A 23,990-nucleotide genomic window follows, 5' to 3' on the forward strand; every position below is an offset into this window, starting at 1 on the left:
CGGACACTCGATCTTGTTCAGCGGACATCCGTTACATCGGTTTAACGCCAACCCGTTGACAAGCTATTCAGCCACCAAGAACTCTGCATGACGTTATACAGCCGGGCAAGGGACATCTCATGATCCAGTTCGATGCGGTCCACAAACGCTTCCCCAACGGCACGACAGCAGTGCACGACCTCACCCTGACCATGCCGGAAGGCGGCGTGACCGTACTGGTCGGCTCCTCCGGCTGCGGCAAGACCACCACCCTGCGCATGGTCAACCGCATGGTGGAACCGACGTCCGGAACCATCAGGGTCGGCGGCAGGGACGTCACCCGACAGGACGCGGCCGAACTGCGCCGTTCCATCGGGTACGTCATCCAGCAGGCCGGCCTCTTCCCGCACCGCACGGTGCTCGACAACATCGCCACCGTGCCACTGCTGCTCGGCCACGGCCGCCGCCGAGCCCGCGCCCGCGCCGCCGAACTCCTGGAGACCGTCGGCCTCTCCGCCGACGCCGGGAAGCGCTACCCGCACCAGCTCTCCGGCGGGCAGCAGCAGCGCGTCGGGGTGGCCCGCGCGCTCGCCGCCGACCCGCCGGTGCTGCTCATGGACGAGCCCTTCGGCGCGGTCGACCCCGTCGTGCGCACTCAGCTCCAGGACGAACTGCTCCGCCTCCAGAAGGAGTTGAGCAAGACCATCGTCTTCGTCACCCACGACATCGACGAGGCCGTCCGCCTCGGCGACCGCATCGCCGTCTTCCGCACCGGCGGACACCTCGTCCAGTGCGCCTCGCCTGCCGAACTGCTCGCCCGCCCGGCCGACGACTTCGTCGCCGACTTCCTCGGCGCCGAGCGCGGCCTGAAGCTGCTGTCGCTGAAGACCCTCGCGGGCGTCCCCCAGGGCCCGGCCCCCGAGGGCGGCGCCTGGGCTCTCGTCCTCGACGAGGCCCGCAAGCCGCTCCACTGGGCCTCCCGGGACGCGGAGCTCCCCGTACGGCCGCTCACCGACGACGACTCCCTGCTGTCGGCGCTCAACGAGTCCGTCGCCTCCCCCACCGGTCTGGTCGCCCGCGTCGACAAGGCCGGCGTCCTCACCGGCGTCACCTCCCGCGACGAGGTCCACCAGCACGCCGGCCAGGCCCACGCGGAAGCCCGGGTGGCCGCATGAGCATCGACTGGTCCTGGATAGCGGGCCACACCGACGACCTGACCACGCTCACGCTCTCCCATCTCCAGGCCGCGCTGACCGCCGTCTTCTTCGGCCTGCTGATCTCGCTGCCGCTCGCCGTGGTCGCCCACCGGATCCGCCCCCTGCGCGGCTTCCTCCTCGGGCTCTCGAACGTCCTGTTCACCATCCCGTCGATCGCGATCTTCGTGCTCCTGCTGCCGGTCAGCGGTCTCACCCGCACCACGACCGTCATCGGCCTGACCGTCTACACCCTGGTCGTCCTGCTGCGGAACACGGTCGAGGGCCTCGACTCGGTGCCCACGCGGACCAAGGAGGCGGCCAGGGCCATGGGCACCCGCCCGCTGCGCACCCTCCTGACCGTCGAGCTCCCGCTCGCGCTCCCCGTGATCATGGCGGGCGTCAGGATCGCGACCGTCATGTCGATCTCCCTGGTGTCGGTCGCCACCTACATCGGCGACGGCGGCCTCGGCCAGCTCTTCACCGACGGCTTCCAGCGCGACTTCCCGACCCCGGTGATCGCGGGCGTGGTCCTCACGATCCTCCTCGCCGTCGTCGCGGACGCGGCCCTGGTCGCCCTCCAGTACGTCCTGACCCCGTGGCAGAGGCGGCGAGCCTGACATGTACGAACTCTTCACGAACCTCGGCTCGTGGCTGACCAGCGGCACCCAGTGGTCCGGCTCCGACGGCATCGCCCACCGGCTCGCCGAACACCTCCAGTACTCGCTGCTCGCCACCCTCATCGCCGCCGCGATCGGCCTGCCCCTCGGACTCCTCATCGGCCACACCGGCAAGGGCGCCTTCCTCGCCATCAACCTGGCATCGTTCGGGCGCGCCCTGCCGACCGTCGGCCTGGTGGTGCTGGTCTTCCTGGCCGGCGGGCTGTCGATGCTGCCGGTGTACGTCGCGCTGGTCGCCCTCGCGGTCCCCTCGATCGTCACCAACACCTACGCGGGCATGGCGGCCGTCGACCCGGAGGTGAAGGACGCCGCACGCGGACAGGGCATGCGCGGCCACCAGGTCCTCCTCCAGGTGGAGCTGCCCCTCGCGCTCCCCCTGATCATGACCGGCGTGCGGCTCGCGCTCATCCAGGTCGTCGCCACGGCGACCATCGCCGCGTACGTCTCCTTCGGCGGCCTCGGCCGCTATGTCTTCGACGGCCTCGCCCAGCGCGACCTCGTGCAGGTGATGGGCGGCGCCGTACTGGTCGCCGTGGTCGCCGTCACGCTCGACCTGCTGCTCTCCGGCCTCCAGCGCCTCCTCTTCAGCCACCGCACCGCCCAGGGACACCGCCCATGAACCGTCGTACCCTCCTCGGTGGCCTGCTCGCCGCCGGCTCCGTGCCCGCCCTCGCCGCCTGCTCCAGCGGCATCACCTCCCTGAACGAGCAGAACGGCTCGACCGCCGGCGGTGGTTCGAGCAAGGGCGGGATCACCATCGGCACCGCCAACTTCACCGAGAACCAGGTGCTCGGCTACCTGTACGCGGCCGTGCTGGAGCAGGCCGGCGTCAAGGTGAAGGTCCGCCCCAACCTCGGCACCCGGGAGATCGTGATCCCCGCGCTCAGGGCGGGCGACATCGATCTGCTGCCCGAGTACCAGGGCGCCCTGCTCAACTACCTCGCGCCCAAGGACGACTCCGCCGAGCCCGGCACCATGCAGAACGCGCTCACGCTGGCGCTGCCCGCCGGCCTCCAGGTGCTGCCGTACGGGCAGGCGGCCGACTCCGACTGCTTCGTCGTCACCCGGGCCACCGCCCGGAAGTACGGTCTGACCTCGCTGGCCGACCTGGCCAAGCAGAACGGCAGGCTGGTCATCGGCGCCGCGCCCGAGGTGAAGAAGCGGCGGGTGGGCGTGGTCGGCCTGAAGGAGGTGTACGGCGTCGAGTTCAAGGAGTTCAAGTCGCTGGACTCCGACGGACCGCTCGTCAAGGGCGCGCTGAAGAAGGGCGACGTGGACGTGGCGAACCTGTTCACCACCGACACCGACATCGAGGCCGACGACTGGGTGGTGCTGACCGACCCGAAGAACCTCGTCCCGAGCCAGCACATCGTCCCGCTCATCGCCGACCGCAAGGCCGACGACACGGTCCGCAAGGCCCTCGCCCGGATCGGCAACGTGCTCACCACCGAGCAGCTCACCCAGCTCAACAGCCAGGTCGACAACGACAAGAAGGACCCCGAGGACGTGGCGAACGCGTACGCGAAGCAGCACGGGCTGGCGAAGTAGGCGAGGCGCCGGGTCGGGTCCACCCCGGTGAACCCGACCCGGAAGACGGGGGTTTACCCCCGTGCGCGGGCCGCCGGCGCTCCCTACCGTGGAGGTCCATGACGGGATGGGAGACCACCATGGACGCGCGCGACAGCGACCTGAAGAAGGAACTCGACGCCACCTTGCAGACCCGCAGGGAGCTGGGCGAGGAGTACGAGTCCGCGCTGGTGGACTCCTTCCTGGAGAAGGTCGACCAGCGCATCGACGCGGCGGTGGAGCGCCGGGTGCGCAGGGGGTTCGCGCAGGCGCAGACGGCGACGGCCCGTGACTCCCGTTCCCCGAGGGCCACCGACTCCTGGGGCGAGCGGTTCGGCTTCGGCATCGTCTCGCTGGTGCTGGCGGTCCCGCTGTCCGCGATCGGCGCGGGCACCGCGCACCTGCCCGGGCTGATCGTCACCTGGGTGGGCATCGTCGGCGTCAACGCCGTCCAGGCGGCCCGCAGCAACCCCGGCCTCTTCGGCTCCCGCCGCCGCCCCGCGGAGCACGGCGACTGGGAGGGCTGACGGCCCTCTGGGGGCCTCAGCCGTCCCAGCCGCGGAACGTGCCCGTGGCGTCGGCGCAGTCGGCGAAGTCCGCGAAGTCGAGGTTGGCGATCGAGAGGTTCGCGGACAGGTCGGGGAACCACGCCGGCGGGACCCGGACCGTGCGCCCCGGCTCGTCGTAGAGGTCGACGGCGAGCAGGAAGCGCTCCGGGCCGTCGGCGAGCGCCTTGGCGTCGGCGAGGAACACGTAGGTGAGCCGGTCCTCCTCGTCCGCCGCGCCGTCCTCCTCCAGGAGCGCGGGGATGCCCGCCCCGTCGTAGCGCGGGTCGCTGACCCAGGTGCCGTACGGGCCGCCGTCCGGGGCGTCGTACGCGGCGCGCAGCGCGTGCCAGGCGGCGTCGTCGGAGAAGTCGGTGCGCAGAACGAGCGAGGTCAGGTCATCGGGCGGGGGCAGGGCCATACGGCGATGCTCTCACCCGGCAACGGCCGCAGGAAAAGCCCTACCGGACCGCCGGGAAAGCCCCGTACCTGACCGCCGGGAAAGCCCCCGTACCGGCCCGCCCAGAAAGCCCCCGTACCGGCCCGCTGGGAAAAGCCCCTGTACCGGCCCGCCGGGAAAGCCCCCGTACCGGCCCGCCGGAAAAAGGTGTGCGCGGGGACCGCCGCACCCCCGTTACCGGGGGGCGGGACGACGGCGGTCCCCGCGAAGGACGCGGGCCGGGTCAGGCCGGGCTTGCGCGTCCATGGCGCCTGTGGAAGGTCCGGGAGCCGCTCCGGAGGTCCGTGACGCCGTTCGGTTGCCGGCCTGGGCGGGGAGCCGCTCCCGCCCTGCCGACACCCACTAATCTGCCGGACCCGTGTTAAGCGGGTGCTGCGCGGACGTGACGCGCTCGTACCACTTCCGCGAAGTCCCTCACTTCGGCAGGTGAACGGAAGTTCGCCGCCGGCACCGGCGGTTCACCGGACGTTCGCCGTCACTTGCCGCCCTTGGCCAGGAAGGCCAGCAGGTCCTGACGGCTGACCACGCCCTTGGGCTTGCCCTCGACGAGCACGATCGCGGCGTCCGCCGAGCCGAGCACGGACATCAGGTCGCCGACCGGTTCCCCGGAGCCGACCTGCGGCAGCGGGGCCGACATGTGCTTCTCCAGCGGGTCGGACAGGGAGGCGCGCTGGGTGAACAGCGCGTCGAGCAGCTCGCGTTCGACGACCGAGCCGACGACCTCCGCGGCCATGACGTCCGGGTGACCGGCGCCCGGCTTCACGATCGGCATCTGCGAGACGCCGTACTCGCGCAGCACCTCGATGGCCTGGCCGACCGTCTCGTCCGGGTGCATGTGGACGAGGGACGGGATCGCGCCGTGCTCCTTGTCGTTCAGGACGTCGCCGACCCGCGCGGACGGGCCCTCGTCCTCCAGGAAGCCGTAGTCGGCCATCCACTCGTCGTTGAAGATCTTCGACAGGTAGCCGCGGCCGCTGTCCGGCAGCAGCACGACCACGACGTCGTCGGGGCCGAGCCGCTCGGCGACCCGCAGCGCGGCCACGACCGCCATGCCGCAGGAGCCGCCGACGAGCAGGCCCTCCTCCTTGGCCAGCCGGCGGGTCATCTGGAAGGAGTCCTTGTCGGAGACCGCGACGATCTCGTCGGCGACGGTCCGGTCGTAGGCGGTCGGCCAGAAGTCCTCACCGACGCCCTCGACCAGGTACGGCCGCCCGGAGCCGCCGGAGTAGACGGACCCCTCGGGGTCGGCGCCGACCACCTGGACACGGCCGTCGCTGGCGTCCTTCAGATAGCGCCCGGTGCCGGAGATCGTGCCGCCGGTGCCCACGCCCGCCACGAAGTGCGTGATCTTCCCCTCCGTCTGCTCCCACAGCTCCGGGCCGGTGGAGTGGTAGTGGGAGAGCGGGTTGTTGGGGTTGGAGTACTGGTCGGGCTTCCAGGCGCCGGGCGTCTCGCGCACCAGCCGGTCGGAGACGTTGTAGTAGGAGTCCGGGTGCTCGGGGTCCACGGCGGTCGGGCAGACGACGACCTCGGCGCCGTAGGCCCGCAGCACGTTGATCTTGTCGGTGCTCACCTTGTCGGGGCACACGAAGATGCACTTGTACCCCTTCTGCTGCGCCACGATGGCCAGCCCGACGCCCGTGTTGCCGCTGGTCGGCTCGACGATCGTGCCGCCCGGCTGGAGCTCCCCGCTCTTCTCGGCGGCCTCGATCATGCGCAGGGCGATGCGGTCCTTCACGGAACCGCCCGGGTTGAAGTACTCCACCTTGGCCAGAACGGTGGCCTGGATGCCCTGGGTCACGCTGTTGAGCTTCACCAGCGGGGTGTTGCCGACGAGGCTGATCATCGAGTCGTGGAATCGCACCGTTGTCTCCGGTTGCTTGCAAAAAAACAGTGGTCGTAGTGGTTACGCCAGCCTACGGCCCGTCCGAGAGGTTCACTCCCCGCCGAGATTGGCCGACGGTCCGTACGGGGCAAGGAGTGGGTGTACGGACACGAGGAGGTGGCGGCGAGGCATGACGAGCATGTCGAGGGCGAGAGTGGCCCGGCGCATCGCGGCCGGCGCGGCCTACGGCGGCGGCGGCATCGGCCTGGCCGGGGCGGCGGTCGTGGGACTGCTGCTGGCGGAGGCGCAGCTGGCCCGGCGCCATGTGAACGGGGGCGGCGAGCACCACCGGGTCCCGCACGCGGACGGCCGCTACGGCCGGACGTACGACGCCCCCGGCACCCCGGCCGCGGAGCCCCTGCGCCTGGTCCTGCTGGGCGACTCCACGGCGGCCGGGCAGGGCGTCCACCGCTCCGGCCAGACCCCGGGCGCACTGCTGGCCTCCGGCCTCGCGGCGGTCGCGGAACGCCCGGTGGAGCTGCGCAACGTCGCCCTGCCCGGCGCCCGGTCCGACGACCTGGACCGGCAGGTCGCGCTGATCCTCGGCAGCTGCGATCAGGTGCCCGACATCTGCGTGATCATGATCGGCGCGAACGACGTCACCCACCGCATGCCGCCGACCCGTTCGGTGCGGCACCTGTCGGCGGCGGTACGGCGGCTGCGCACGGCCGGTGCGGAGGTGGTGGTCGGCACCTGTCCCGACCTCGGCACGATCGAGCCGGTGCCGCAGCCGTTGCGCTGGCTGGCCCGCAGGGCCTCCCGTCAGCTGGCGGCCGCGCAGACGATCGGCGTGATCGAACAGGGCGGACGCACGGTGTCGCTGGGGGATCTGCTGGGTCCCGAGTTCGAGGAGAGGCCGCGCGAGCTGTTCGGCCCCGACCACTACCACCCCTCGGCGGAGGGGTACGCGACCGCCGCGATGGCCGTCCTGCCCACGCTCTGTGCCGCGCTCGGCCTCTGGCCGGCCGAGGAGGAGCGCCCGGACGTCTCCCGCCGCGAGGGCTTCCTGCCGGTGGCCCGCGCCGCGGCCGAGGCGGCGTCGGAGGCGGGCACCGAGGTCACGGCCGCCATGCCGACGGGCCCGCGCGGTCCCTGGGCCCTGCTGAAGCGGCGCCGCAGGAGGCGGGTCGAGGAGGCGGAACCGAGCCGGCCCGCACCAGACCAAGCAAGCGCTTAGAAAGTGCGGCCAGGGTCACACCGCGACACGGATGACCGCGAGAGTACGGACAGGTAACTTCCCAAGCAGCCGTGCCCGAACGAACCCCTTCCGCCACTGGAGCCGTGATGCCCGAAGCCGTCATCGTCTCGACCGCCCGTTCCCCGATCGGCCGCGCCGTCAAGGGCTCCCTGAAGGACCTGCGCCCGGACGACCTCACCGCCACGATCATCCAGGCCGCCCTGGCCAAGGTCCCCGAGCTGGACCCGCGGGACATCGACGACCTGATGCTCGGCTGCGGCCTGCCCGGCGGCGAGCAGGGTTACAACCTGGGCCGGATCGTCGCCGTGCAGATGGGCATGGACCACCTGCCGGGCTGCACGATCACCCGTTACTGTTCCTCGTCCCTCCAGACCTCCCGCATGGCCCTGCACGCCATCAAGGCCGGCGAGGGCGACGTCTTCATCTCGGCCGGCGTCGAGATGGTCTCCCGGTTCGCCAAGGGCAGCTCCGACGGCCTCCCGGACACCAGGAACCCCCTCTTCGCCGAGGCCGAGGCCCGCACCGCCGCCACGGCCGCGTCCGAGGGCTCCACCTGGCACGACCCGCGCGAGGACGGTCTGCTCCCCGACCCCTACATCGCGATGGGGCAGACCGCGGAGAACCTGGCCCGCGTCAAGGGCGTCACCCGCCAGGACATGGACGAGTTCGGCGTCCGCTCGCAGAACCTCGCCGAAGAGGCCATCAAGAACGGCTTCTGGGAGCGCGAGATCACCCCGGTGACCCTCCCCGACGGCATGGTCGTCTCCAAGGACGACGGCCCGCGCGCCGGCGTCACCCTGGAGGCCGTGTCCGGCCTGAAGCCGGTCTTCCGCCCCGACGGACTGGTCACGGCCGGCAACTGCTGCCCCCTGAACGACGGTGCCGCCGCCGTCGTCATCATGTCCGACACCAAGGCCCGCGAGCTGGGCCTGACCCCGCTCGCCCGGATCGTCTCCACGGGCGTCTCCGGCCTCTCCCCCGAGATCATGGGCCTCGGTCCGGTCGAGGCGTCGAAGCAGGCCCTCAGCCGCGCCGGTCTGACCATCGACGACATCGACCTGGTCGAGATCAACGAGGCGTTCGCCGCGCAGGTGATCCCCTCCTACCGCGACCTCGGCATCGACCTCGACAAGCTGAACGTCAACGGCGGCGCCATCGCCGTCGGCCACCCCTTCGGCATGACGGGCGCCCGGATCACCGGCACCCTCATCAACTCCCTCCAGTTCCACGACAAGCAGTTCGGCCTGGAGACGATGTGCGTCGGCGGCGGCCAGGGCATGGCGATGGTCATCGAGCGCCTGAGCTGACCCCCGCGGGCGGCTCTGCGTCACCGCTTCGGCACCCGCCGTCACGTCACGGCCCGGAGTCCGGGAAGCCCCTGGACTCCGGGCCGATTTGTGATCCAATCTCCCCCAGGATGTGACCTATCTCCCTCTGTCAGGGATTTGCGCAGCTCAGCACGGATCACAGCCACGCCACCGACCCAATTTCCTGTCCGTTTCGTGACGTTACGCACTGACAGCGGGATAGTCCGCCCTTCAAGCTGATGTAGGAAGTCGGGGGTCGACTTTGAAACCGGGAGTACGTCAGTGAGCGCCATGCCGATCGCCTTGCTGGTCACCACGGCCGCCACGGGCGCCGTGGGCGTCGCCGTCCTGCGCACCCTCTTGCAGCTGCGCCGGCAGGTCGCCGCCCTGCACGTCCAGCTCGCCGAGAACCTCGCGGCCGAGCGGCGGGGCTTCGTGCCGGCCGCCCGCAGCACCACGGACACCGCCGAGATACGCGCGGCCGTGGCCGAGGCGCTCGCGGAGGAGCGGGAGCGGGAGCTGGCCGAGGCGCGCGCCTTCTGGGCCGCCCAGGAGACCCGTGACGCCTCCGAAACCCCCTCCCTGCTGGGCCTGCCGGACAGCGAGCTGTTCCTGCCCCGGCAGTCCGACTTCGTGGGCCTGGAGCCGCTGGAGCCGGTGACCGAGCCGCCCGCGGACGCCGACGAGTTCGCCGGGGACTCCCCCGAACTGGCCGCGGCCCGCCGCCGTCACCCCTCCCACCCCGACTTCGTCCCGGTCCAGTCACCGGTCGTGAACGACCACGAGCGCACGGTCGCCGCCCTGGAGGAACTGGCGGAGTCCCGCACCGAACTGACCGACGTGCGCCCGGGCCCGCTCGGCACCCTCGACGTCTACGTCTTCGCCGACGGCACCACCCTGTGCATGACGCCGGGCCACCGCGAGACGGCCGACCGCCTCGCCGCCGCCCTCACCGCGGGCGAGACCCCGTACCTCCTCGGCGGCTCGGGCATCTCGGGCGCGTACACCCTGACGTTCGCGTGCGGCGAGGAGAACGTCTACATCCTCGCGGACCGGGTCATCGCCAGCCTGTAGGCGCCGCGGACCGCACCCGCCCCGGGGCGCGGTGGACCGCGCCGCGCCTCAGACCCCCGCCCGCTTCTGCGCCTCCGCGACCAACCGCACGGCCTCGTCGACCTGGGCGTCCTCGGACAGCACGACCGACAGATCGTGCACGGCCACGGTGATCTGGTCGGCGGCGGCGAACATCCCCGCGTCCGGCATCTCCCGGGGCTCCGCGCCGGGCTCCTCGATCCGCTGCGCCCACCGGGCCAACTCGCGGGCCAGTCCCAGCGCCTCGGCCGCCGCCCCTCTCTGCAAGCGGCTCTGCGGAGCGGCACGCAAACGATCGGCGAAGTGATCCACCGCACGGGTCAGAGACGTCGTATCCACCACGCCGTGAGCGTACGCGCCGTACCCGCACTGTTGCCAACGGGCGAACGCTCAGGCACCGTGACCTGAAGGACCGGCTTACATCCCCTTTGCAACCGGAGGCGCCGATGTCCCATGTCCTCTCCGAGGAGACCCACCGCAACATGCTCGCCCGTATCCCCCACTGCACCGGCCGTGAAGTCTCCGACTGGCTGCGCACCGTCGACGAAGGCCCCGCTCTCCGCTTCGAGGAGAAGGTCAGCTGGCTGCGCCACGAGCACAACCTCGCGTACGGCCACGCCAAGGCGATCATCCACGAGTACGAGCTGAGGAGGGCCGCGCGCAAATTCGCCTAGCGCGCACCGGACATGAGAGAGGGCCCCGGGCGAACCCCGGGGCCCTTTCGCCGTACGGCCGTGACGACCGCGGTCGTGCTCAGTCGCTCTGGTTGAGGATGGCGAGGAGTCGCAGGAACTCCATGTAGATCCAGACCAGCGTCATCGTGAGGCCGAAGGCGGCGAGCCAGGCCTCCTCGCGCGGCGCGCCGTAGGCGATGCCGTCCTCGACCTGCTTGAAGTCCAGGGCGAGGAAGCAGGCACCCAGGATGATGCCGATGATGCCGAAGACGATACCGAGGCCACCGCTGCGGAAGCCGAGGCCGTCGCCGCCGCCGAAGACGGTGAACAGCAGGTTCACGGCCATCAGCAGGACGAAGCCGAGCGCCGCGGCCATCACGAAGCCGTAGAAGCGGCGGTTGACGCGGATCCAGCCGGCCTTGTAGGCCACCAGCACACCGGCGAAGACCGCCATGGTGCCGAGGACCGCCTGGGCGACCACGCCGTCCGCGATGTACGTCGACACCGCGGACGAGATCACGCCGAGGAAGACGCCCTCGAGGGCGGCGTACGACAGGATCAGCGCGGGGGCCGGGCGGCGCTTGAAGGACTGGATGAACGCCAGCACCATCGCGGCCAGACCGGCGACGACGCCGATGCCGTAGGACTTGCCGAGGTTGGCCTCGTCCACGGGCAGCAGCAGCCAGGACAGGACCGCCGTGACGACCACGGCGCCGAGCGTGGTCGCGGTGCGCGCGACGACGTCGTCCATGGTCATGGCGCCCGGGGTGACCGGGGCCTGCGGCGGGGCGCCCACCTGCTGGGCGTAAGGGTTCTGCGCGTAGGGGTTGCCCGCCTGCTGGGCGTACGGGTTGCCCTGCGCGTACGGGTTGGCCTGCGTACCGACAGCGGGTCCCCCGGCCTGCGGCGTCGCGTTGAAGCCCGCGTAGCCGTTGTCGCGGCTGAACCCCCGTCGCGAGAAGACCGGGTTTCTGCTCCTCATTTCACTCCTCCATGGCCGCCGTGCGCGGCCTTGGCGTCAAGAGTAATAGGTAGGCAAAGGATTGACCCTAGTGCTTGGGGAGGATCTTTCCCTCGTCGTGCTGCGCAACACGCTACGCGGCGGGCGGATTCCCGCTACGGCGGGCTCTCCTTCATGACCAAGCTGGGACATGCCCGGAACCGGCCGGAGATCAACCGGCCCCGGATCCGCCGCCAGGTCGCCGCGCGTTCACCCGAACGGGAACCCGGTGTACCCCTCCGCCAGGTCGGTCTCGGCGGCGCGCGAGGAGGCGATCCGCTCCAGCCGGGCGATCTGGAGCCGGTCCTCGAAGGGGGTGGCGCCCGGTGCGCGGTGCAGCAGGGTCGTCATGTCGTACGAGAACCGCTCGGCCTGCCAGACCCGGTCCAGACAGGTCGCCGAGTAGGCGTCGAGCAGTTCGTCCGATCCGGTCTCCTCGCGGTGCGCCAGGGCCCGCGCGAACGTGACGACGTCCCCGACGGCCAGATTCAGCCCCTTGGCTCCGGTCGGCGGGACGATGTGGGCGGCGTCCCCGGCGAGGAAGAGCCGGCCGTACCGCATCGGCTCGTGGACGTAGGACCGCATGGGGGTGACGGACTTCTGGGTGATCGGACCGCGCTCCAGCCGCCAGCCGTCCGCGGTCTCGAAGCGGCGCTCCAGCTCGTCCCAGATCTCCTCGTCGCCCCAGCTGTCGGCGTCGGTGCCCTCGGGCACCTGGAGGTAGAGGCGGGAGACGGACGGGGAGCGCATGGACAGCAGAGCGAAGCCGCGGTCGTGGCGGGCGTAGACCAGTTCGTCGTGCGAGGGCGGCACGTCGGCGAGGATGCCCAGCCAGCCGAAGGGGTACGTCCGTTCGAAGACGCGGGTCAGTTCGGCCGGGATCGCGCTCCGGGCCACCCCCCAGAAGCCGTCGCAGCCGACGACGTACGCGCACTCCAGGACGTCCTCGACCCCCCCGTGCCGGAAGCGCACGCGCGGACTGTCGCTGTCGGCGCCCTCCACGGCCAGCGCCTCGGCCTCGAAGAGCAGCGGGCCGCCCTCCTTGAGCTGGAGGGCGATGAGGTCCTTGCACACCTCGGTCTGGGCGTAGACCGTCACGGACCGGCCGCCGGTGAGGGCGGGGAAGTCGACGCGGTGGCGCTTTCTGTCGTAGCGCAGCTCGATGCCGTCGTGGCGCAGGCCCTCGCGGTCCATGCGCTCCCCGGCGCCGGCCGCGCGCAGGACGTCCACCGTGCCCTGCTCCAGGATCCCGGCGCGCTGGCGGTGTTCGACGTAGGCCCGGTCGCGGCTCTCCAGGACGACGGAGTCGATGCCGGCGTTGTGCAGCAGGCGGGCGAGGAGGAGGCCGGCCGGGCCGGCGCCGATGATGCCGACGGTGGTGCGCATCGGGCTTCCCTTCAGACAGCGGATCACATGAGGGTGGGGAGGGGGAGTGGCGATCTGTTCGTCCAGTGAAATTTTCTTCACTTTTCTCAGGTGAGTCTGCGCGCGGGTGCACCCGGTGTCAACGGGAGGGGGCGCCGACACGCGCCTTCCTGTACCGACCGTATGCACAGGTCACCCCAAGTGACCGAGGAAGTGCCCAGAGCCGGACTTGAACCGGCACGCCCGCGAAGGGGCAGCGAGGTTTAAGCTCGCCGTGTCTGCATTCCACCATCTGGGCAGGCCTTGGGCCCCGCGTTGAGCTTCCGACCCTATCGGGATCCGTCCCCCGAACAGCGGAAGAGTGGACCGATGTTGTCTTATTTTATTGACGTCTGAGGGAGCATCAGCACCTGGAACTCGCCATCCGCACTTGCCAGTAGCCTGGCGCGCGGCGACCGCTTGCGCATGCGGAATGACGGAATTTCACCGCCCGAACGAGGTTGCTCCACCGGTTCTTGACGATCCGTCTCCTCCTGACGAGGCCTCTCGCCCTCCGGGACAGGTGTCATCCCCAGGTATGACACGGCGGTCCTCGGTCCGACCGGAGTCTGCCTTCAGAACCGGAACAGCGACTGACTACAGGGCCGCCGGGCCCCGCGACGATGGTTGAGGTCCTCGAGGACCCCACACCCCTCGTCCCGACAGGAGCGCGTTCCCGTGACCACCAGCCCCCTCGCCGAACGGTCCACCGCCGTGGCCGCACGCGCCACGGACCTGTCGAAGATCTACGGGCAGGGCGAGACCCAGGTGGTCGCCCTGGACCGGGTCTCCGTCGACTTCCGGCAGGCCGAGTTCACCGCGATCATGGGCCCCTCCGGGTCCGGCAAGTCCACCCTCATGCACTGCGTCGCCGGCCTCGACACCTTCTCCTCCGGCTCGGTGCGCATCGGCGAGACGGAACTCGGCTCGCTCAAGGACAAGCAGCTCACCAAGCTCCGCCGGGACAAGATCGGGTTCATCTTCCAGGCGTTCAACCTGCTGCCGACGCTCACCGCCCTGGAGAACATCACCCTCCCGATGGACATCGCCGGGCGGAAACCGGACAAGGAGTGGCTCGACTCGGTCATCGCGATGGTGGGCCTGAAGGACCGGCTGGACCACCGCCCCTCCCAGCTCTCCGGCGGACAGCAGCAGCGCGTCGCCGTCGCCCGCGCCCTGGCCTCCCGGCCCGAGATCATCTTCGGCGACGAGCCGACCGGCAACCTCGACTCCCGCTCCGGCGCCGAGGTCCTCGGCTTCCTGCGCAACTCCGTGCGGGAACTGGGCCAGACGGTGGTGATGGTGACCCACGACCCGGTGGCCGCGGCGTACGCGGACCGGGTGGTGTTCCTCGCGGACGGGCGGATCGTCGACGAGATGTACCGCCCGACGGCGGAGACGGTCCTCGACTTCATGAAGCAGTTCGACGCGAAGGGCCGTACCAGCTGATGTTCCGCACCGCCCTGCGCAACGTCCTCGCGCACAAGACCCGGCTCCTGATGACCGTGCTCGCCGTGATGCTCGGCGTGGCCTTCGTCTCCGGGACCCTCGTCTTCACCAACACCCTCTCCCACGCCCTGCAGAACAGCTCCGCCAAGGGCTTCGACCAGGTCGACGTGGCCGTCACCGCCCAGCCCCAGCCGGACGTCGGCGACCGCATCGTCGCGACGCCCGACCTGACCGAGGCGCTGCGCGAGAAGAGCGCCCGGGTGCCCGGCGCCGCGTCCGCCATCGGGGTCGTCACCGGCTTCACCGCCGTCGCCGACAAGGACGGCAAGCTCGTCGGCGACGGCTTCCAGTCCCAGGGCGGCAACTACTGGGGCACCGACGACCCCCGCTACCCCCTCGCGGAGGGCAGGGCGCCGAAGGGCCCCGACGAGGTCGCCCTGGACTGGAAGACCGCCGAGCGCACCGGCTACCGGGTCGGCGACCGGCTGCGGCTCTCCGTCGACGGACCGGTGCTCACGCCCACCGTCTCCGGCGTCTTCCGGACCGACGACGGCAATGTCGCGGCCGGCGGCAGCCTCACCCTGTTCGACACCCCGACGGCGCAGAAACTGTTCGGCAAGGCGGGCGCGTACGACGAGATCGACGTGAAGGCCGCCGCCGGCACCACCCAGACCGAGCTGCGCAGGGCCCTGGACGCGGCGCTGCCGCGCGACCGGGTCGACACCGAGACCGGCAGGCAGCTCGCCGACCGGCAGGCCGAGTTCATCGCCTCCTCGATGAGCGGTCTCAAGCAGGGCCTGCTGGTGTTCGCCGGGATCGCGCTGTTCGTCGGCACGTTCATCATCGCCAACACCTTCACCATGCTGGTCGCCCAGCGCACCAAGGAGCTGGCGCTGCTGCGCGCGGTCGGCGCCTCGCGCCGCCAGGTGACCCGGTCGGTGCTGATCGAGGCCTTCGTGGTGGGCCTGGTGGCCGGCGCGACCGGTCTGGTGGTCGGCATCGGCATCGGCGCCGGACTGCGCACCCTCATGGGCTCCCTTGGGGCGTCCGTCCCCGACGGACCGCTGATCGTGTCGGCGGGCACGGTCGCCGCCTCGTTCGCCGTCGGTGTGGTCATCACCGTGCTGGCCGCCTGGCTGCCCGGCCGCCGCGCCGCGAAGATCCCGCCGGTCGCCGCGATGAGCAGCCTGCACGCCAAGGCGACCACCAAGTCGCTGGTGCTGCGCAACACCTTGGGCGCACTGTTCTCTGCGGCGGGCGTGGCGACCGTCCTGTACGCGACGACGATGGACGGCTCGGACGGCCAGGCCCCGATGGGCTTCGGCGCGGTCCTGCTCATCATCGGTGTGTTCATCCTGACCCCGCTGCTGTCCCGTCCGCTGATCGCGGCCGCCGCGCCGGTCCTCAGGATCTTCGGGGTCTCCGGCCGGCTGGCCCGGCAGAACTCGGTGCGCAATCCGCGCCGTACGGCCGCCACCGCCTCGGCGCTGATGATCGGCCTCACCCTGATCACCGGGATGACGGTGATGGCGGGCAGTCTGCAGAAGTCGATCGACAAGATGGCGTCCTCGGCGATCCGCGCCGACTACGTGGTGTCGATGGCGAACGGCAACCCGCTCTCCCCGGACATCGAGAAGAAGCTGACGTCGGCCGGGGGCGTGACCCTCAGCAGTCCGATGCGCAACGCGCCGGCCCGGATCGACGGCAGCACCGAGAACATCACCGGCGTGAACGGCTCCGCCTTCGGCGAGCTGACCGATCTGCCGGTCGACGACGGCAGGTTCGAGGTGGGCGGCACGAAGGTCGTCGTCGACGAGGAGACCGCGAAGTCGTTCGGCTGGAAAGCCGGTTCGGCGTTCCAGGTGGCGTACGAGGACGGGGCGAAGCAGCGGCTGACCGTCTCCGGGGTCTACCGGGCCAACGAGCTGTTCCGCGGGATCCTGCTCGACACCGCGACGCTCACCCCGCACCAGGACTCCCCGGACGACATGCAGGTCATGGTGAAGACCTCCGGCGGCGCCTCCGACGCGGCCAAGGACCGGCTGGAGAAGGCCCTCGGCTCCAACCCGGGCGTCAAGGTGCAGAGCAAGCAGGACCTCTCCGACTCCATCGCTCAGATGTTCACCCTGATACTGAACATGCTCTACGGCCTGCTCGCGATGGCGGTGATCGTCGCCGTGCTCGGTGTCATCAACACGCTGGCGATGTCGGTCTTCGAGCGGTCGCAGGAGATCGGCATGCTGCGGGCGATCGGCCTGGACCGCCGCGCGGTCAAGCGGATGGTCCGGCTGGAGTCCCTGGTCATCTCCCTGTTCGGCGGTGTGCTCGGCATCGGCCTGGGCGTGTTCTTCGGCTGGGCGGCCGGTGAGCTGCTCGGCACGAGGATGGCGACGTACGAACTCGTCCTGCCCTGGGACCGGATGGCCGTGTTCCTGCTGCTGGCCGCCGGGGTGGGCGTCCTCGCCGCGCTGTGGCCGGCCCGGCGGGCGGCCCGGCTGAACATGCTGGCGGCCATCAAGGCGGAGTAGCCGGCACCGGCAAGGGGCCCCGCGTCACGAGACGCGGGGCCCCTCTTTTTCATGTCCGGGTGCGCTGATGCCGCCGTGCGCCGATGTCGCCGTGCGCTTGTGTTCCCATGCGCCTGTGTCCCCGTGCGCCTGTGTCCCCGTGCGCTCAGTTCCAGGTGCGGCTGCGCAGGGGCATCCCCGACTCCCCGGACTCGGGGGGCCGGACGGCGAGGACCTGGTTGACGCCGATGCGGTTGCGTTCGAAGGCGACGGCGCAGGCGGCCATGTACAGCCGCCAGACCCGGGCCCGGCCGGCGCCGCTCAGCCGTACGGCGCGCCGCCAGTCGTCGTCCAGGCGGGCCACCCAGCGGCGCAGGGTGAGGGCGTAGTGCTCGCGCAGGGACTCCACGTCCCGGACCTCGAAGCCGGCCCGTTCGAGCTGGGTCACGGTGGTGCCGATCGGGGCCAGTTCGCCGTCCGGGAAGACGTAGGCGTCGATGAACCCGTCGAGTTCGTAGGCGGCCTCGTCGCGCTCGGGCCGGCGGGCGATCTGGTGGTTGAGGAGCCGCCCGCCGGGAGCGAGCAGGCCGTACAGGTCGCTCGCGTACTCCAGGTACTTGTCGGCGCCCACGTGCTCGGCCATGCCGATGGAGGAGATCGCGTCGTACGGCCCGTCGGTGACGTCCCGGTAGTCCTGCACCCGGATCTCGATCCGGTCGGTGAGGCCGGCGTCGGCGACGCGCTTGCGGGCGTAGGCCGCCTGCTCCTGGGAGAGGGTGATCCCGACGACCCGGACGCCGTGCTCGCGGGCCGCGTGGACGGCCATGGACCCCCAGCCGCAGCCGACGTCGAGCAGACGCTGATCCGGCTTCAGGGCGAGTTTGCGGCAGACGAGTTCGAGCTTGTCGTGCTGGGCCTGTTCGAGGGTGGCGCCGGGGGCCGGCCAGTAGGCGCAGGAGTACACCATGGACGGGCCGAGGACGATCTCGTAGAAGTCGTTGCCGACGTCGTAGTGGTGGCTGATGGCCTGTCGGTCGGTGCGGCGGGTGTGGCGGTGCCGGGTGCGGCGCACCTCCTCGCGGGGCGGGGCGGGCGGCAGCGGAGGGCCGGCCATCTTCAGCAGCGCCAGGGCGGCCGCGCGGAACCCGGGGTCGCCCAGGGCCCGGACGAGGCCGGGGGCGTCGTCGCCGCGCTCCCAGACGAGCCCCGAGAGCAGGTCCATGGCGACGAAGAGGTCGCCCTCGATCTCCAGGTCCCCGGCGACCCAGGCGCGGGCCAGGCCGAGTTCACCGGGCTTGAACACCATACGGCGCAGGGCTCGGCGATTGCGTACGACCAGCGCGGGCGCCCCGGGCGGACCCGCCTGCGAACCGTCCCAGGCGCGGATGCGCATCGGGAGCGGGGCACCCAGCAGCTGTTCGACGATCGCGTGGAGCCGCGGCGCGGCATCGGCCATGGAGCACACCTCCGTGACGGTGATCCCGGACTGTCCGGATTCCACGTAAACACGGAAGGTGCCCGAGTTCAGTCCCGCGCGGCCGGTACGTCCGGGCAAAAAGAGGTGCGGACGCCACGGGTACGGCTGGACGGCCGAAGGGGCCGCCCGCACCACGGATGGCGGGCGGCCCCTTCGGGTCGTTCAGGGGGTGGAGATCAGGAGGCCTTGGCCTTCTCGTTCTCCGGCTTGGCGGCGGCCGGGGCCGGGGCGGGCTTGGCGGCCTCGTAGAACTCCTCGCGGGGGTTCTCCATCGCGCCGAGGGAGACGACCTCGCGCTTGAGGAACATGCCGAGGGTCCAGTCGGCGAAGATGCGGATCTTGCGGTTCCAGGTCGGCATCGCCAGACCGTGGTAGCCACGGTGCATGTACCAGGCGAGACGGCCCTTGAGCTTGATCTTCATCTTGCCCATGACGATCATCGCGACGCCCTTGTGAAGGCCGAGACCGGCCACCGCACCCTTGTTGGAGTGCTCGTAGTCCTTCTGCGGGAAGCCCCGCATGCCGGAGACCACGTTGTCGCCGAGGACCTTGGCCTGGCGCAGCGCGTGCTGGGCGTTCGGCGGGCACCAGGCGTTCTCGACACCGGCCTTGCGGGCGGCGACGTCGGGGACCTGGGCGTTGTCGCCGGCGGCCCAGATGTAGTCGGTGCCCTGGACCTGGAGGGTCGGGGCGGTGTCGACGTGACCGCGGGGGCCGAGCGGAAGGCCGTAGCGGGCCAGGACCGGGTTCGGCTTGACGCCGGCGGTCCACACGATGGTGTTGGAGTCGACCTCGAGGCCGTTCTTCAGCACGACGTGGCCGTCGACGCAGGAGTCCATGGAGGTGGAGAGGTAGATCTCCACGCCGCGGGCCTCGAGGTGCTCCTTGCCGTACTGGCCGAGCTTGGGGCCGACCTCGGGCAGGATCTTGTCGGCGGCGTCGACGAGGATGAACCGCATGTCCTCGCGGGACACCGTCTTGTAGTACTTGGCCGCGTCGCGGGCCATGTCCTCGACCTCACCGATGGTCTCCGCACCGGCGAAGCCGCCGCCGATGAAGACGAAGGTGAGCGCCTTGCGGCGGATCTCCTCGTCGGTGGTGGAGTCGGCCTTGTCGAGCTGTTCGAGGACGTGGTTGCGCAGGCCGATGGCCTCCTCGACGCCCTTCATGCCGATGCCCTGCTCGGCGAGGCCGGGGATCGGGAAGGTGCGGGAGACCGCGCCGAGCGCGATCACCAGGTAGTCGAAGGGCAGCTCGTACGCCTCACCGACCAGCGGGGAGATCGTGGCCACCTTGCGGTCCTGGTCGATGGTGGTGACCCGGCCGGTGAGGACCTCCGCCTTGGGCAGCACGCGTCGCAGCGGGACGACGACGTGGCGCGGGGAGATGTTGCCGGCGGCGGTTTCGGGGAGGAAGGGCTGGTAGGTCATGTACGACCGGGGGTCGACGACCGTGACGGTCGCCTCGCCGTAGCGCATCTTCTTGAGGATGCGCCGAGCTGCGTACAGGCCTACGTACCCACCGCCTACTACGAGGATCCTGGGACGCTCCGTGGTGCTCATGGCATCGAGTATCCACCCGCCCGAGGGGGGCCGCTCGTGCGCCCCTTCACAAGCTTGTGGAGGGTGTGTGCTATCCTCCGCGACCCGCGTGATCCACATCATGGCGCCAAGGGGGAACCAGCGGGCGGGGCGAGGCGTTGTCAATGCCGCGTGAGCTGCCTCTCCGGGTGTCCGGGGGTGGGGTGAGGGGTCGGAAACACCCCTGGGGCGGACCTCCTCGAAACGTCCGTGCGCGCCTCTTTTGAACACGTTCACACGGGTGTTGGCCCCCCGGAAGGGTCAACCGGCCCTCATGGGGCGCCCACCAGGGCCCAATTCCTTGTGAAGAACTTCACGAACTTTCCCGGAGGGGTGTCGTGGAGAACCGTTTCGGGCCACCACGAGCACCCCGCCGCCACGCTCATACGTCATTCGGGCTGCTCAGCAGAGTGCCCCCTACAGGGTCCCCGGGGCTCCCGCCACCGACCACGCGATGCCGTCGAGGATGTCGTGCTCGCTCACCACGACCTCCCGCGCGCCGATCCTTTCCATGATCGACAGCAGCACGAGGGCGCCCGCCGCGATCACGTCCACCCGGCCCGGGTGCATCGAGCCGATCGCCGCGCGCTCGGCGTGGGTGGAGCGCAGCAGCCACTCGGTGATCTCCCGGACCCCGGCGTGGGAGACGCGCGAGTGGTGGATGGCCACCGAGTCGTAGGCGGGCAGCTCCTGCGCGATGGCCGAGACCGTCGTCACGGAGCCCGCGAGGCCCACCAGCGTGTGCGCCTCGCGCAGCGGGACGGTCTCCTCGGCGAGGTCCAGGGCCGCCTCGATGTCGGCGCGCATCGCCGCGATCTGCTCCGCGCTCGGCGGGTCGGTGACCTCGCCGTCCACCACGAGGTGCCGCTCGGTCATCCGCACACAGCCGACGTCCACCGAGCGGGCCGCCCGTACGTGCTCCTCGCCGACGACGAACTCCGTGGAGCCGCCGCCGATGTCCACCACCAGATAGGGGCGGGCGAGGTCCGTACGGCCCTTGAGCTCCTTCGTGGCGCCCGTGAAGGAGAACTCGGCCTCCTGCTCGCCCGTGATGACCTCGGGCTCGACGCCCAGGATGTCCAGCACGCCCCGGACGAACTCGTCGCGGTTCTCGGCGTCCCGGGAGGCGGAGGTGGCGACGAACCGCAGCCGCTGCGCGCCCAGCTCCTTGATCACCGCCGCGTACTCCCGGCACGCGGCGAAGGTCCGCTCCAGCGCCTCGGGCGCCAGCCGGCCGGTGCGGTCGACGCCCTGGCCGAGGCGGACGATCGTCATACGGCGGTCGAGGTCGACCAGTTCGCCCGTCTCCGGGTCGGCGTCGGCGACGAGGAGGCGGATGGAGTTCGTACCGCAGTCGATGGCGGCGACACGGGTCACCGCTCGTCTCCGTCCACCGGCTTGAAGGCGAAGTGACCGGAGCCGTCCTCGGAGGTCTCCACCTGCCACCCCTCGCCGGACGGCGCACCGGGCAGGGTGACGCACGTCCCCTTGGCCCACCACTGCGGCAGCATGGCGAGCGCCTCGTCGCCGAGCGGGTTCACCCCCGGGCCCGCCGCCAGGGAGTGCGCCACGAGCACGTGCAGGCACTTCACCCGGTCCGGCATGCCGCCCGCGCTCGGGAAGCCCTTCAGCTCCTCGATCTCGTCCCGGCGCCGGACGTAGTCCTCGTGGGCGGCGCGGTAGGCGGCCGCGAGCTCCGGGTCGCTCTGCAGCCGCTCCGTCATCTCCTTCATCACGCCGTTCGCCTCGAGCGTGCCGATCGCGGAGTTCGCCTTGGGGCACGTCAGGTAGTACAGCGTCGGGAAGGGGGTGCCATCGGGCAGCCGGGGCGCCGTCTCGACGACGTCCGGCTGACCGCACGGGCAGCGGTGCGCGATCGCGCGCAGTCCGCGCGGCGGGCGGCCGAGCTGCTGCTTGAAGGCCTCGACGTCGGCGTCGGTGGGCTCGGTGCGCGGGGTGGTCGGCGGGGGCGTTTCCATGCTTGGAGGACTGTCTCTCTGTCGGTTCACTGGTCGGAGGCGTCGGACTTGTCGACCCCGTCCCAGACGTTGGAGTACCAGGGGCGGTCGGCCGCCCCGAGGTCGGCGCGGGCCTTCTTGACCGCGTCGGGGTCGATCACGATGAAGCCGGTCTCCCCCGGCATCACATAGTGCAGGCGCTCCCGGATCTGCTGCTCGGCGTACGCGTCGTCCTGCCAGCGAGCCTTGAGGTCGCGCAGCTGTTCCACCCGTCGGGTGGCCTCGGCCTTCTCCCGCTCCAGATCGGCGATGTCCGCGCGCTGCGAGACGTACTGCCGCATCGGGTAGGCGAGAGCGACGATCAGGGTGCACAGGACCAGCGCGAGCAGCGCGGCGCGGCCGGTCAGACGGGAGCGGCGGGCCTGGCGCTTGGTCTGGGAGCGGTAGACGCGGGCCGCGGTCTGCTCGCCGAGCACCCGCAGTCTCGTCGCGGTGGAGAAACGGTCCCGGTCCCTCGCGGCCATCGGCTTCGCGCCTCCCCTTTCACACGCGCGTACGTCCCCGCACACGGTACGGGACCGAGTACGGGGACGTACGTACGACTGGCTGTCGCTTGACCCGGGCCGGGTCAGCCCTCGGGCACTGCGCGCTCCTGTGCCCACGGGTCCTGCCTGCCGCTTCGCCTACTGACTGTGCCTGCCGGCTCTGCCGACTGGCTGTGCCTGGCTACTGGTTCGCGGAGCGGAACCGCGGGAAGGCCGAGCGGCCGGCGTACACCGCGGCGTCGTCGAGGATCTCCTCGATGCGCAGCAGCTGGTTGTACTTGGCGACGCGCTCGGAGCGGGCCGGGGCGCCGGTCTTGATCTGGCCGCAGTTGGTGGCGACGGCCAGGTCGGCGATGGTGACGTCCTCGGTCTCGCCGGAGCGGTGCGACATCATGCACTTGAAGCCGTTGCGCTGGGCCAGCTCGACGGCGTCCAGGGTCTCGGTGAGCGAGCCGATCTGGTTCACCTTGACGAGCAGGGCGTTGGCGGTGCCCTCCTCGATGCCGCGGGCGAGGCGCTCGGGGTTGGTGACGAACAGGTCGTCGCCGACCAGCTGCACCTTGTCGCCGATGCGGTCGGTGATGACCTTCCAGCCGGCCCAGTCGTCCTCGAACAGCGGGTCCTCGATGGAGACGAGCGGGTAGGCCGCGACGAGCTCCTCGTAGTACTCCGTCATCTCGGCGGCGGAGCGGTCCTTGCCCTCGAAGAGGTACTTGCCGTCCTTGTAGAACTCGGAGGCGGCGACGTCGAGGGCGAGGGCGATCTGCTCGCCCGGGAGGTAACCGGCTTCCTTGATGGCCTCGAGGATGAGGTCGAGGGCCTCGCGGTTGGAGCCGAGGTTCGGGGCGAAGCCGCCCTCGTCGCCGAGGCCGGTGGACAGCCCCTTGGACTTCAGGACCTTCTTGAGGGTGTGGTAGACCTCGGTGCCCCAGCGCAGGGCCTCGGAGAAGGACTCCGCGCCGATGGGGGCGATCATGAACTCCTGGATGTCCACGTTGGAGTCGGCGTGCGAGCCGCCGTTCAGGATGTTCATCATCGGCACCGGCAGCAGGTGCGCGTTGGGGCCGCCCAGGTAGCGGAAGAGCGGGAGGTCGCTGGCCTCGGAGGCGGCGTGGGCGACGGCGAGGGAGACGCCGAGGATGGCGTTGGCGCCGAGGGAGCCCTTGTTGTCGGTGGCGTCCAGGTCGAACATGGCCTGGTCGATCAGGCGCTGCTCGGTGGCGTCGTAGCCGACGAGCTCCGGGCCGATCTGCTCGATGACGGCGAGGACGGCCTTCTCCACACCCTTGCCGTGGTAGCGGTTGGGGTCGCCGTCACGGAGCTCGATGGCCTCGAAGGCACCGGTGGAGGCGCCGGACGGGACGGCGGCACGACCCGTGCTGCCGTCGTCGAGGCCGACCTCGACCTCGACCGTGGGGTTGCCTCGGGAGTCCAGGATTTCCCGGGCTACGACGACGTCGATGGACGGCACGAGCATCTCCTTCTTGGGAT

Annotated in this window: 22 protein-coding genes and 1 tRNA gene; 11 read left to right on the forward strand and 12 right to left on the reverse strand. The window is 70.8% G+C overall.

All coding sequences use genetic code 11. From position 1 onward, the window contains the following. Positions 1–119 precede the first annotated feature (119 nt). The 5 genes from AQJ58_RS17115 (at position 120) to AQJ58_RS17135 (ending at position 3,945) form a co-directional block, all read left to right on the forward strand. Positions 120–1,154 (forward strand): ABC transporter ATP-binding protein, encoded by a 1,035-nt coding sequence (locus AQJ58_RS17115; protein WP_067251049.1) that lies wholly within the window; start codon positions 120–122, stop codon positions 1,152–1,154. After that, positions 1,151–1,792, forward strand: coding sequence for an ABC transporter permease (locus AQJ58_RS17120; protein WP_067251050.1), 642 nt, complete (start codon positions 1,151–1,153; stop codon positions 1,790–1,792). Before AQJ58_RS17115 ends, AQJ58_RS17120 begins: the two co-directional genes overlap by 4 nt. A gap of 1 nt (position 1,793) precedes the next feature. Next, positions 1,794–2,471: an ABC transporter permease gene (locus AQJ58_RS17125; protein ID WP_067251052.1), complete on the forward strand. Its 678-nt coding sequence runs from the start codon at positions 1,794–1,796 to the stop codon at positions 2,469–2,471. After that, the gene (locus AQJ58_RS17130; protein WP_067251053.1) at positions 2,468–3,400 is read left to right on the forward strand and encodes an ABC transporter substrate-binding protein; all 933 of its coding nucleotides are present in this window, start codon (positions 2,468–2,470) and stop codon (positions 3,398–3,400) included. The genes AQJ58_RS17125 and AQJ58_RS17130 overlap by 4 nt, the downstream gene beginning before the upstream one ends. 119 nt (positions 3,401–3,519) lie before the next feature. Further along, entirely contained in the window at positions 3,520–3,945 is a 426-nt protein-coding gene (locus tag AQJ58_RS17135; RefSeq protein ID WP_067251781.1) for a hypothetical protein, read from the forward strand. 16 nt (positions 3,946–3,961) lie between these two features. On the opposite strand, the gene AQJ58_RS17140 is transcribed toward AQJ58_RS17135, so the two are convergent. Together AQJ58_RS17140 and AQJ58_RS17145 are read right to left on the reverse strand one after the other, a co-directional pair. Beyond that, a complete protein-coding gene (locus AQJ58_RS17140; protein WP_067251055.1) occupies positions 3,962–4,384 on the reverse strand; it encodes a DUF6924 domain-containing protein in 423 nt (140 codons plus the stop codon). A gap of 514 nt (positions 4,385–4,898) precedes the next feature. Continuing rightward, on the reverse strand, positions 4,899–6,287 hold the full coding sequence (locus AQJ58_RS17145; protein ID WP_067251056.1) for a cystathionine beta-synthase: 1,389 nt from the start codon (positions 6,285–6,287) through the stop codon (positions 4,899–4,901). 151 nt (positions 6,288–6,438) lie between these two features. On the opposite strand from AQJ58_RS17145, the gene AQJ58_RS17150 reads away from it, so the two are divergent. The 3 genes from AQJ58_RS17150 to AQJ58_RS17160 all read left to right on the forward strand — a co-directional run bounded on the left by AQJ58_RS17150 (position 6,439) and on the right by AQJ58_RS17160 (position 9,887). Beyond that, positions 6,439–7,485: an SGNH/GDSL hydrolase family protein gene (locus AQJ58_RS17150; RefSeq protein WP_199844601.1), complete on the forward strand. Its 1,047-nt coding sequence runs from the start codon at positions 6,439–6,441 to the stop codon at positions 7,483–7,485. 107 nt (positions 7,486–7,592) lie between these two features. After that, on the forward strand, positions 7,593–8,813 hold the full coding sequence (locus tag AQJ58_RS17155) for an acetyl-CoA C-acetyltransferase (protein WP_067251059.1): 1,221 nt from the start codon (positions 7,593–7,595) through the stop codon (positions 8,811–8,813). 282 nt (positions 8,814–9,095) lie between these two features. Beyond that, positions 9,096–9,887, forward strand: a complete 792-nt coding sequence (locus AQJ58_RS17160) for a hypothetical protein (RefSeq protein ID WP_067251060.1) — start codon at positions 9,096–9,098, stop codon at positions 9,885–9,887. A 48-nt stretch (positions 9,888–9,935) separates the two neighbouring features. Here the strand turns inward: AQJ58_RS17160 and AQJ58_RS17165 are convergent, their stop codons facing one another. Then, complete coding sequence (locus AQJ58_RS17165) at positions 9,936–10,247, reverse strand: hypothetical protein (RefSeq protein ID WP_199844602.1); 312 nt, start codon at positions 10,245–10,247, stop codon at positions 9,936–9,938. A 104-nt stretch (positions 10,248–10,351) separates the two neighbouring features. Here AQJ58_RS17165 and AQJ58_RS17170 point away from each other — a divergent pair, with 104 nt between their 5' ends. After that, positions 10,352–10,579, forward strand: a complete 228-nt coding sequence (locus AQJ58_RS17170) for a DUF4287 domain-containing protein (protein ID WP_067251062.1) — start codon at positions 10,352–10,354, stop codon at positions 10,577–10,579. A gap of 79 nt (positions 10,580–10,658) precedes the next feature. Here AQJ58_RS17170 and AQJ58_RS17175 read toward each other — a convergent pair whose 3' ends face one another. The 3 genes from AQJ58_RS17175 to AQJ58_RS17185 form a co-directional block, all read right to left on the reverse strand. Beyond that, positions 10,659–11,561, reverse strand: a complete 903-nt coding sequence (locus AQJ58_RS17175) for a Bax inhibitor-1/YccA family protein (protein ID WP_067251064.1) — start codon at positions 11,559–11,561, stop codon at positions 10,659–10,661. Positions 11,562–11,789: 228 nt separating this feature from the next. Continuing rightward, positions 11,790–12,965: a 4-hydroxybenzoate 3-monooxygenase gene (locus AQJ58_RS17180; RefSeq protein ID WP_067251065.1), complete on the reverse strand. Its 1,176-nt coding sequence runs from the start codon at positions 12,963–12,965 to the stop codon at positions 11,790–11,792. Positions 12,966–13,158: 193 nt separating this feature from the next. Then, a tRNA-Leu gene (locus AQJ58_RS17185) sits at positions 13,159–13,242 on the reverse strand. Positions 13,243–13,661: 419 nt separating this feature from the next. On the opposite strand from AQJ58_RS17185, the gene AQJ58_RS17190 reads away from it, so the two are divergent. Continuing rightward, entirely contained in the window at positions 13,662–14,432 is a 771-nt protein-coding gene (locus AQJ58_RS17190) for an ABC transporter ATP-binding protein (protein ID WP_067251067.1), read from the forward strand. Continuing rightward, on the forward strand, positions 14,432–16,960 hold the full coding sequence (locus AQJ58_RS17195) for an ABC transporter permease (protein WP_067251068.1): 2,529 nt from the start codon (positions 14,432–14,434) through the stop codon (positions 16,958–16,960). Before AQJ58_RS17190 ends, AQJ58_RS17195 begins: the two co-directional genes overlap by 1 nt. 145 nt (positions 16,961–17,105) lie before the next feature. Here the strand turns inward: AQJ58_RS17195 and AQJ58_RS17200 are convergent, their stop codons facing one another. From AQJ58_RS17200 to eno, 6 genes are all read right to left on the reverse strand, one after another. Beyond that, complete coding sequence (locus AQJ58_RS17200) at positions 17,106–18,395, reverse strand: class I SAM-dependent methyltransferase (RefSeq protein WP_067251782.1); 1,290 nt, start codon at positions 18,393–18,395, stop codon at positions 17,106–17,108. Positions 18,396–18,592: 197 nt separating this feature from the next. Continuing rightward, positions 18,593–19,978 carry an NAD(P)/FAD-dependent oxidoreductase gene (locus AQJ58_RS17205; RefSeq protein ID WP_067251070.1) on the reverse strand — a complete coding sequence of 462 codons (1,386 nt, stop codon included), beginning with the start codon at positions 19,976–19,978 and terminating at the stop codon, positions 18,593–18,595. A gap of 435 nt (positions 19,979–20,413) precedes the next feature. Further along, positions 20,414–21,373 carry a Ppx/GppA phosphatase family protein gene (locus AQJ58_RS17210; protein ID WP_067251072.1) on the reverse strand — a complete coding sequence of 320 codons (960 nt, stop codon included), beginning with the start codon at positions 21,371–21,373 and terminating at the stop codon, positions 20,414–20,416. Next, positions 21,370–21,975: a DUF501 domain-containing protein gene (locus AQJ58_RS17215; protein ID WP_067251074.1), complete on the reverse strand. Its 606-nt coding sequence runs from the start codon at positions 21,973–21,975 to the stop codon at positions 21,370–21,372. Before AQJ58_RS17215 ends, AQJ58_RS17210 begins: the two co-directional genes overlap by 4 nt. A gap of 26 nt (positions 21,976–22,001) precedes the next feature. Continuing rightward, positions 22,002–22,478, reverse strand: coding sequence for an FtsB family cell division protein (locus AQJ58_RS17220; protein ID WP_055631708.1), 477 nt, complete (start codon positions 22,476–22,478; stop codon positions 22,002–22,004). A 202-nt stretch (positions 22,479–22,680) separates the two neighbouring features. Next, on the reverse strand, positions 22,681–23,970 hold the full coding sequence (gene eno / locus AQJ58_RS17225; protein ID WP_067251076.1) for a phosphopyruvate hydratase: 1,290 nt from the start codon (positions 23,968–23,970) through the stop codon (positions 22,681–22,683). Positions 23,971–23,990 lie beyond the last annotated feature (20 nt).

Source organism: Streptomyces sp. DSM 15324 (genome assembly GCF_001514285.1).
In the GTDB taxonomy this organism is placed as follows: domain Bacteria; phylum Actinomycetota; class Actinomycetes; order Streptomycetales; family Streptomycetaceae; genus Streptomyces.

Excerpts from the sequence above, each read along its gene's own strand:
- AQJ58_RS17130 (WP_067251053.1), top strand. The coding sequence starts at position 2,468 with ATGAACCGTCGTACCCTCCTCGGTGGCCTGCTCGCCGCCGGCTCCGTG.
- AQJ58_RS17200 (WP_067251782.1), bottom strand. The coding sequence starts at position 18,395 with ATGGCCGATGCCGCGCCGCGGCTCCACGCGATCGTCGAACAGCTGCTG.
- AQJ58_RS17140 (WP_067251055.1), bottom strand. The coding sequence starts at position 4,384 with ATGGCCCTGCCCCCGCCCGATGACCTGACCTCGCTCGTTCTGCGCACC.
- AQJ58_RS17125 (WP_067251052.1), top strand. The coding sequence starts at position 1,794 with ATGTACGAACTCTTCACGAACCTCGGCTCGTGGCTGACCAGCGGCACC.
- AQJ58_RS17180 (WP_067251065.1), bottom strand. The coding sequence starts at position 12,965 with ATGCGCACCACCGTCGGCATCATCGGCGCCGGCCCGGCCGGCCTCCTC.
- AQJ58_RS17220 (WP_055631708.1), bottom strand. The coding sequence starts at position 22,478 with ATGGCCGCGAGGGACCGGGACCGTTTCTCCACCGCGACGAGACTGCGG.
- AQJ58_RS17205 (WP_067251070.1), bottom strand. The coding sequence starts at position 19,978 with ATGAGCACCACGGAGCGTCCCAGGATCCTCGTAGTAGGCGGTGGGTAC.
- AQJ58_RS17150 (WP_199844601.1), top strand. The coding sequence starts at position 6,439 with ATGACGAGCATGTCGAGGGCGAGAGTGGCCCGGCGCATCGCGGCCGGC.
- AQJ58_RS17120 (WP_067251050.1), top strand. The coding sequence starts at position 1,151 with ATGAGCATCGACTGGTCCTGGATAGCGGGCCACACCGACGACCTGACC.
- AQJ58_RS17215 (WP_067251074.1), bottom strand. The coding sequence starts at position 21,975 with ATGGAAACGCCCCCGCCGACCACCCCGCGCACCGAGCCCACCGACGCC.
- AQJ58_RS17135 (WP_067251781.1), top strand. The coding sequence starts at position 3,520 with ATGGACGCGCGCGACAGCGACCTGAAGAAGGAACTCGACGCCACCTTG.
- AQJ58_RS17170 (WP_067251062.1), top strand. The coding sequence starts at position 10,352 with ATGTCCCATGTCCTCTCCGAGGAGACCCACCGCAACATGCTCGCCCGT.
- AQJ58_RS17195 (WP_067251068.1), top strand. The coding sequence starts at position 14,432 with ATGTTCCGCACCGCCCTGCGCAACGTCCTCGCGCACAAGACCCGGCTC.
- AQJ58_RS17115 (WP_067251049.1), top strand. The coding sequence starts at position 120 with ATGATCCAGTTCGATGCGGTCCACAAACGCTTCCCCAACGGCACGACA.
- AQJ58_RS17155 (WP_067251059.1), top strand. The coding sequence starts at position 7,593 with ATGCCCGAAGCCGTCATCGTCTCGACCGCCCGTTCCCCGATCGGCCGC.
- AQJ58_RS17175 (WP_067251064.1), bottom strand. The coding sequence starts at position 11,561 with ATGAGGAGCAGAAACCCGGTCTTCTCGCGACGGGGGTTCAGCCGCGAC.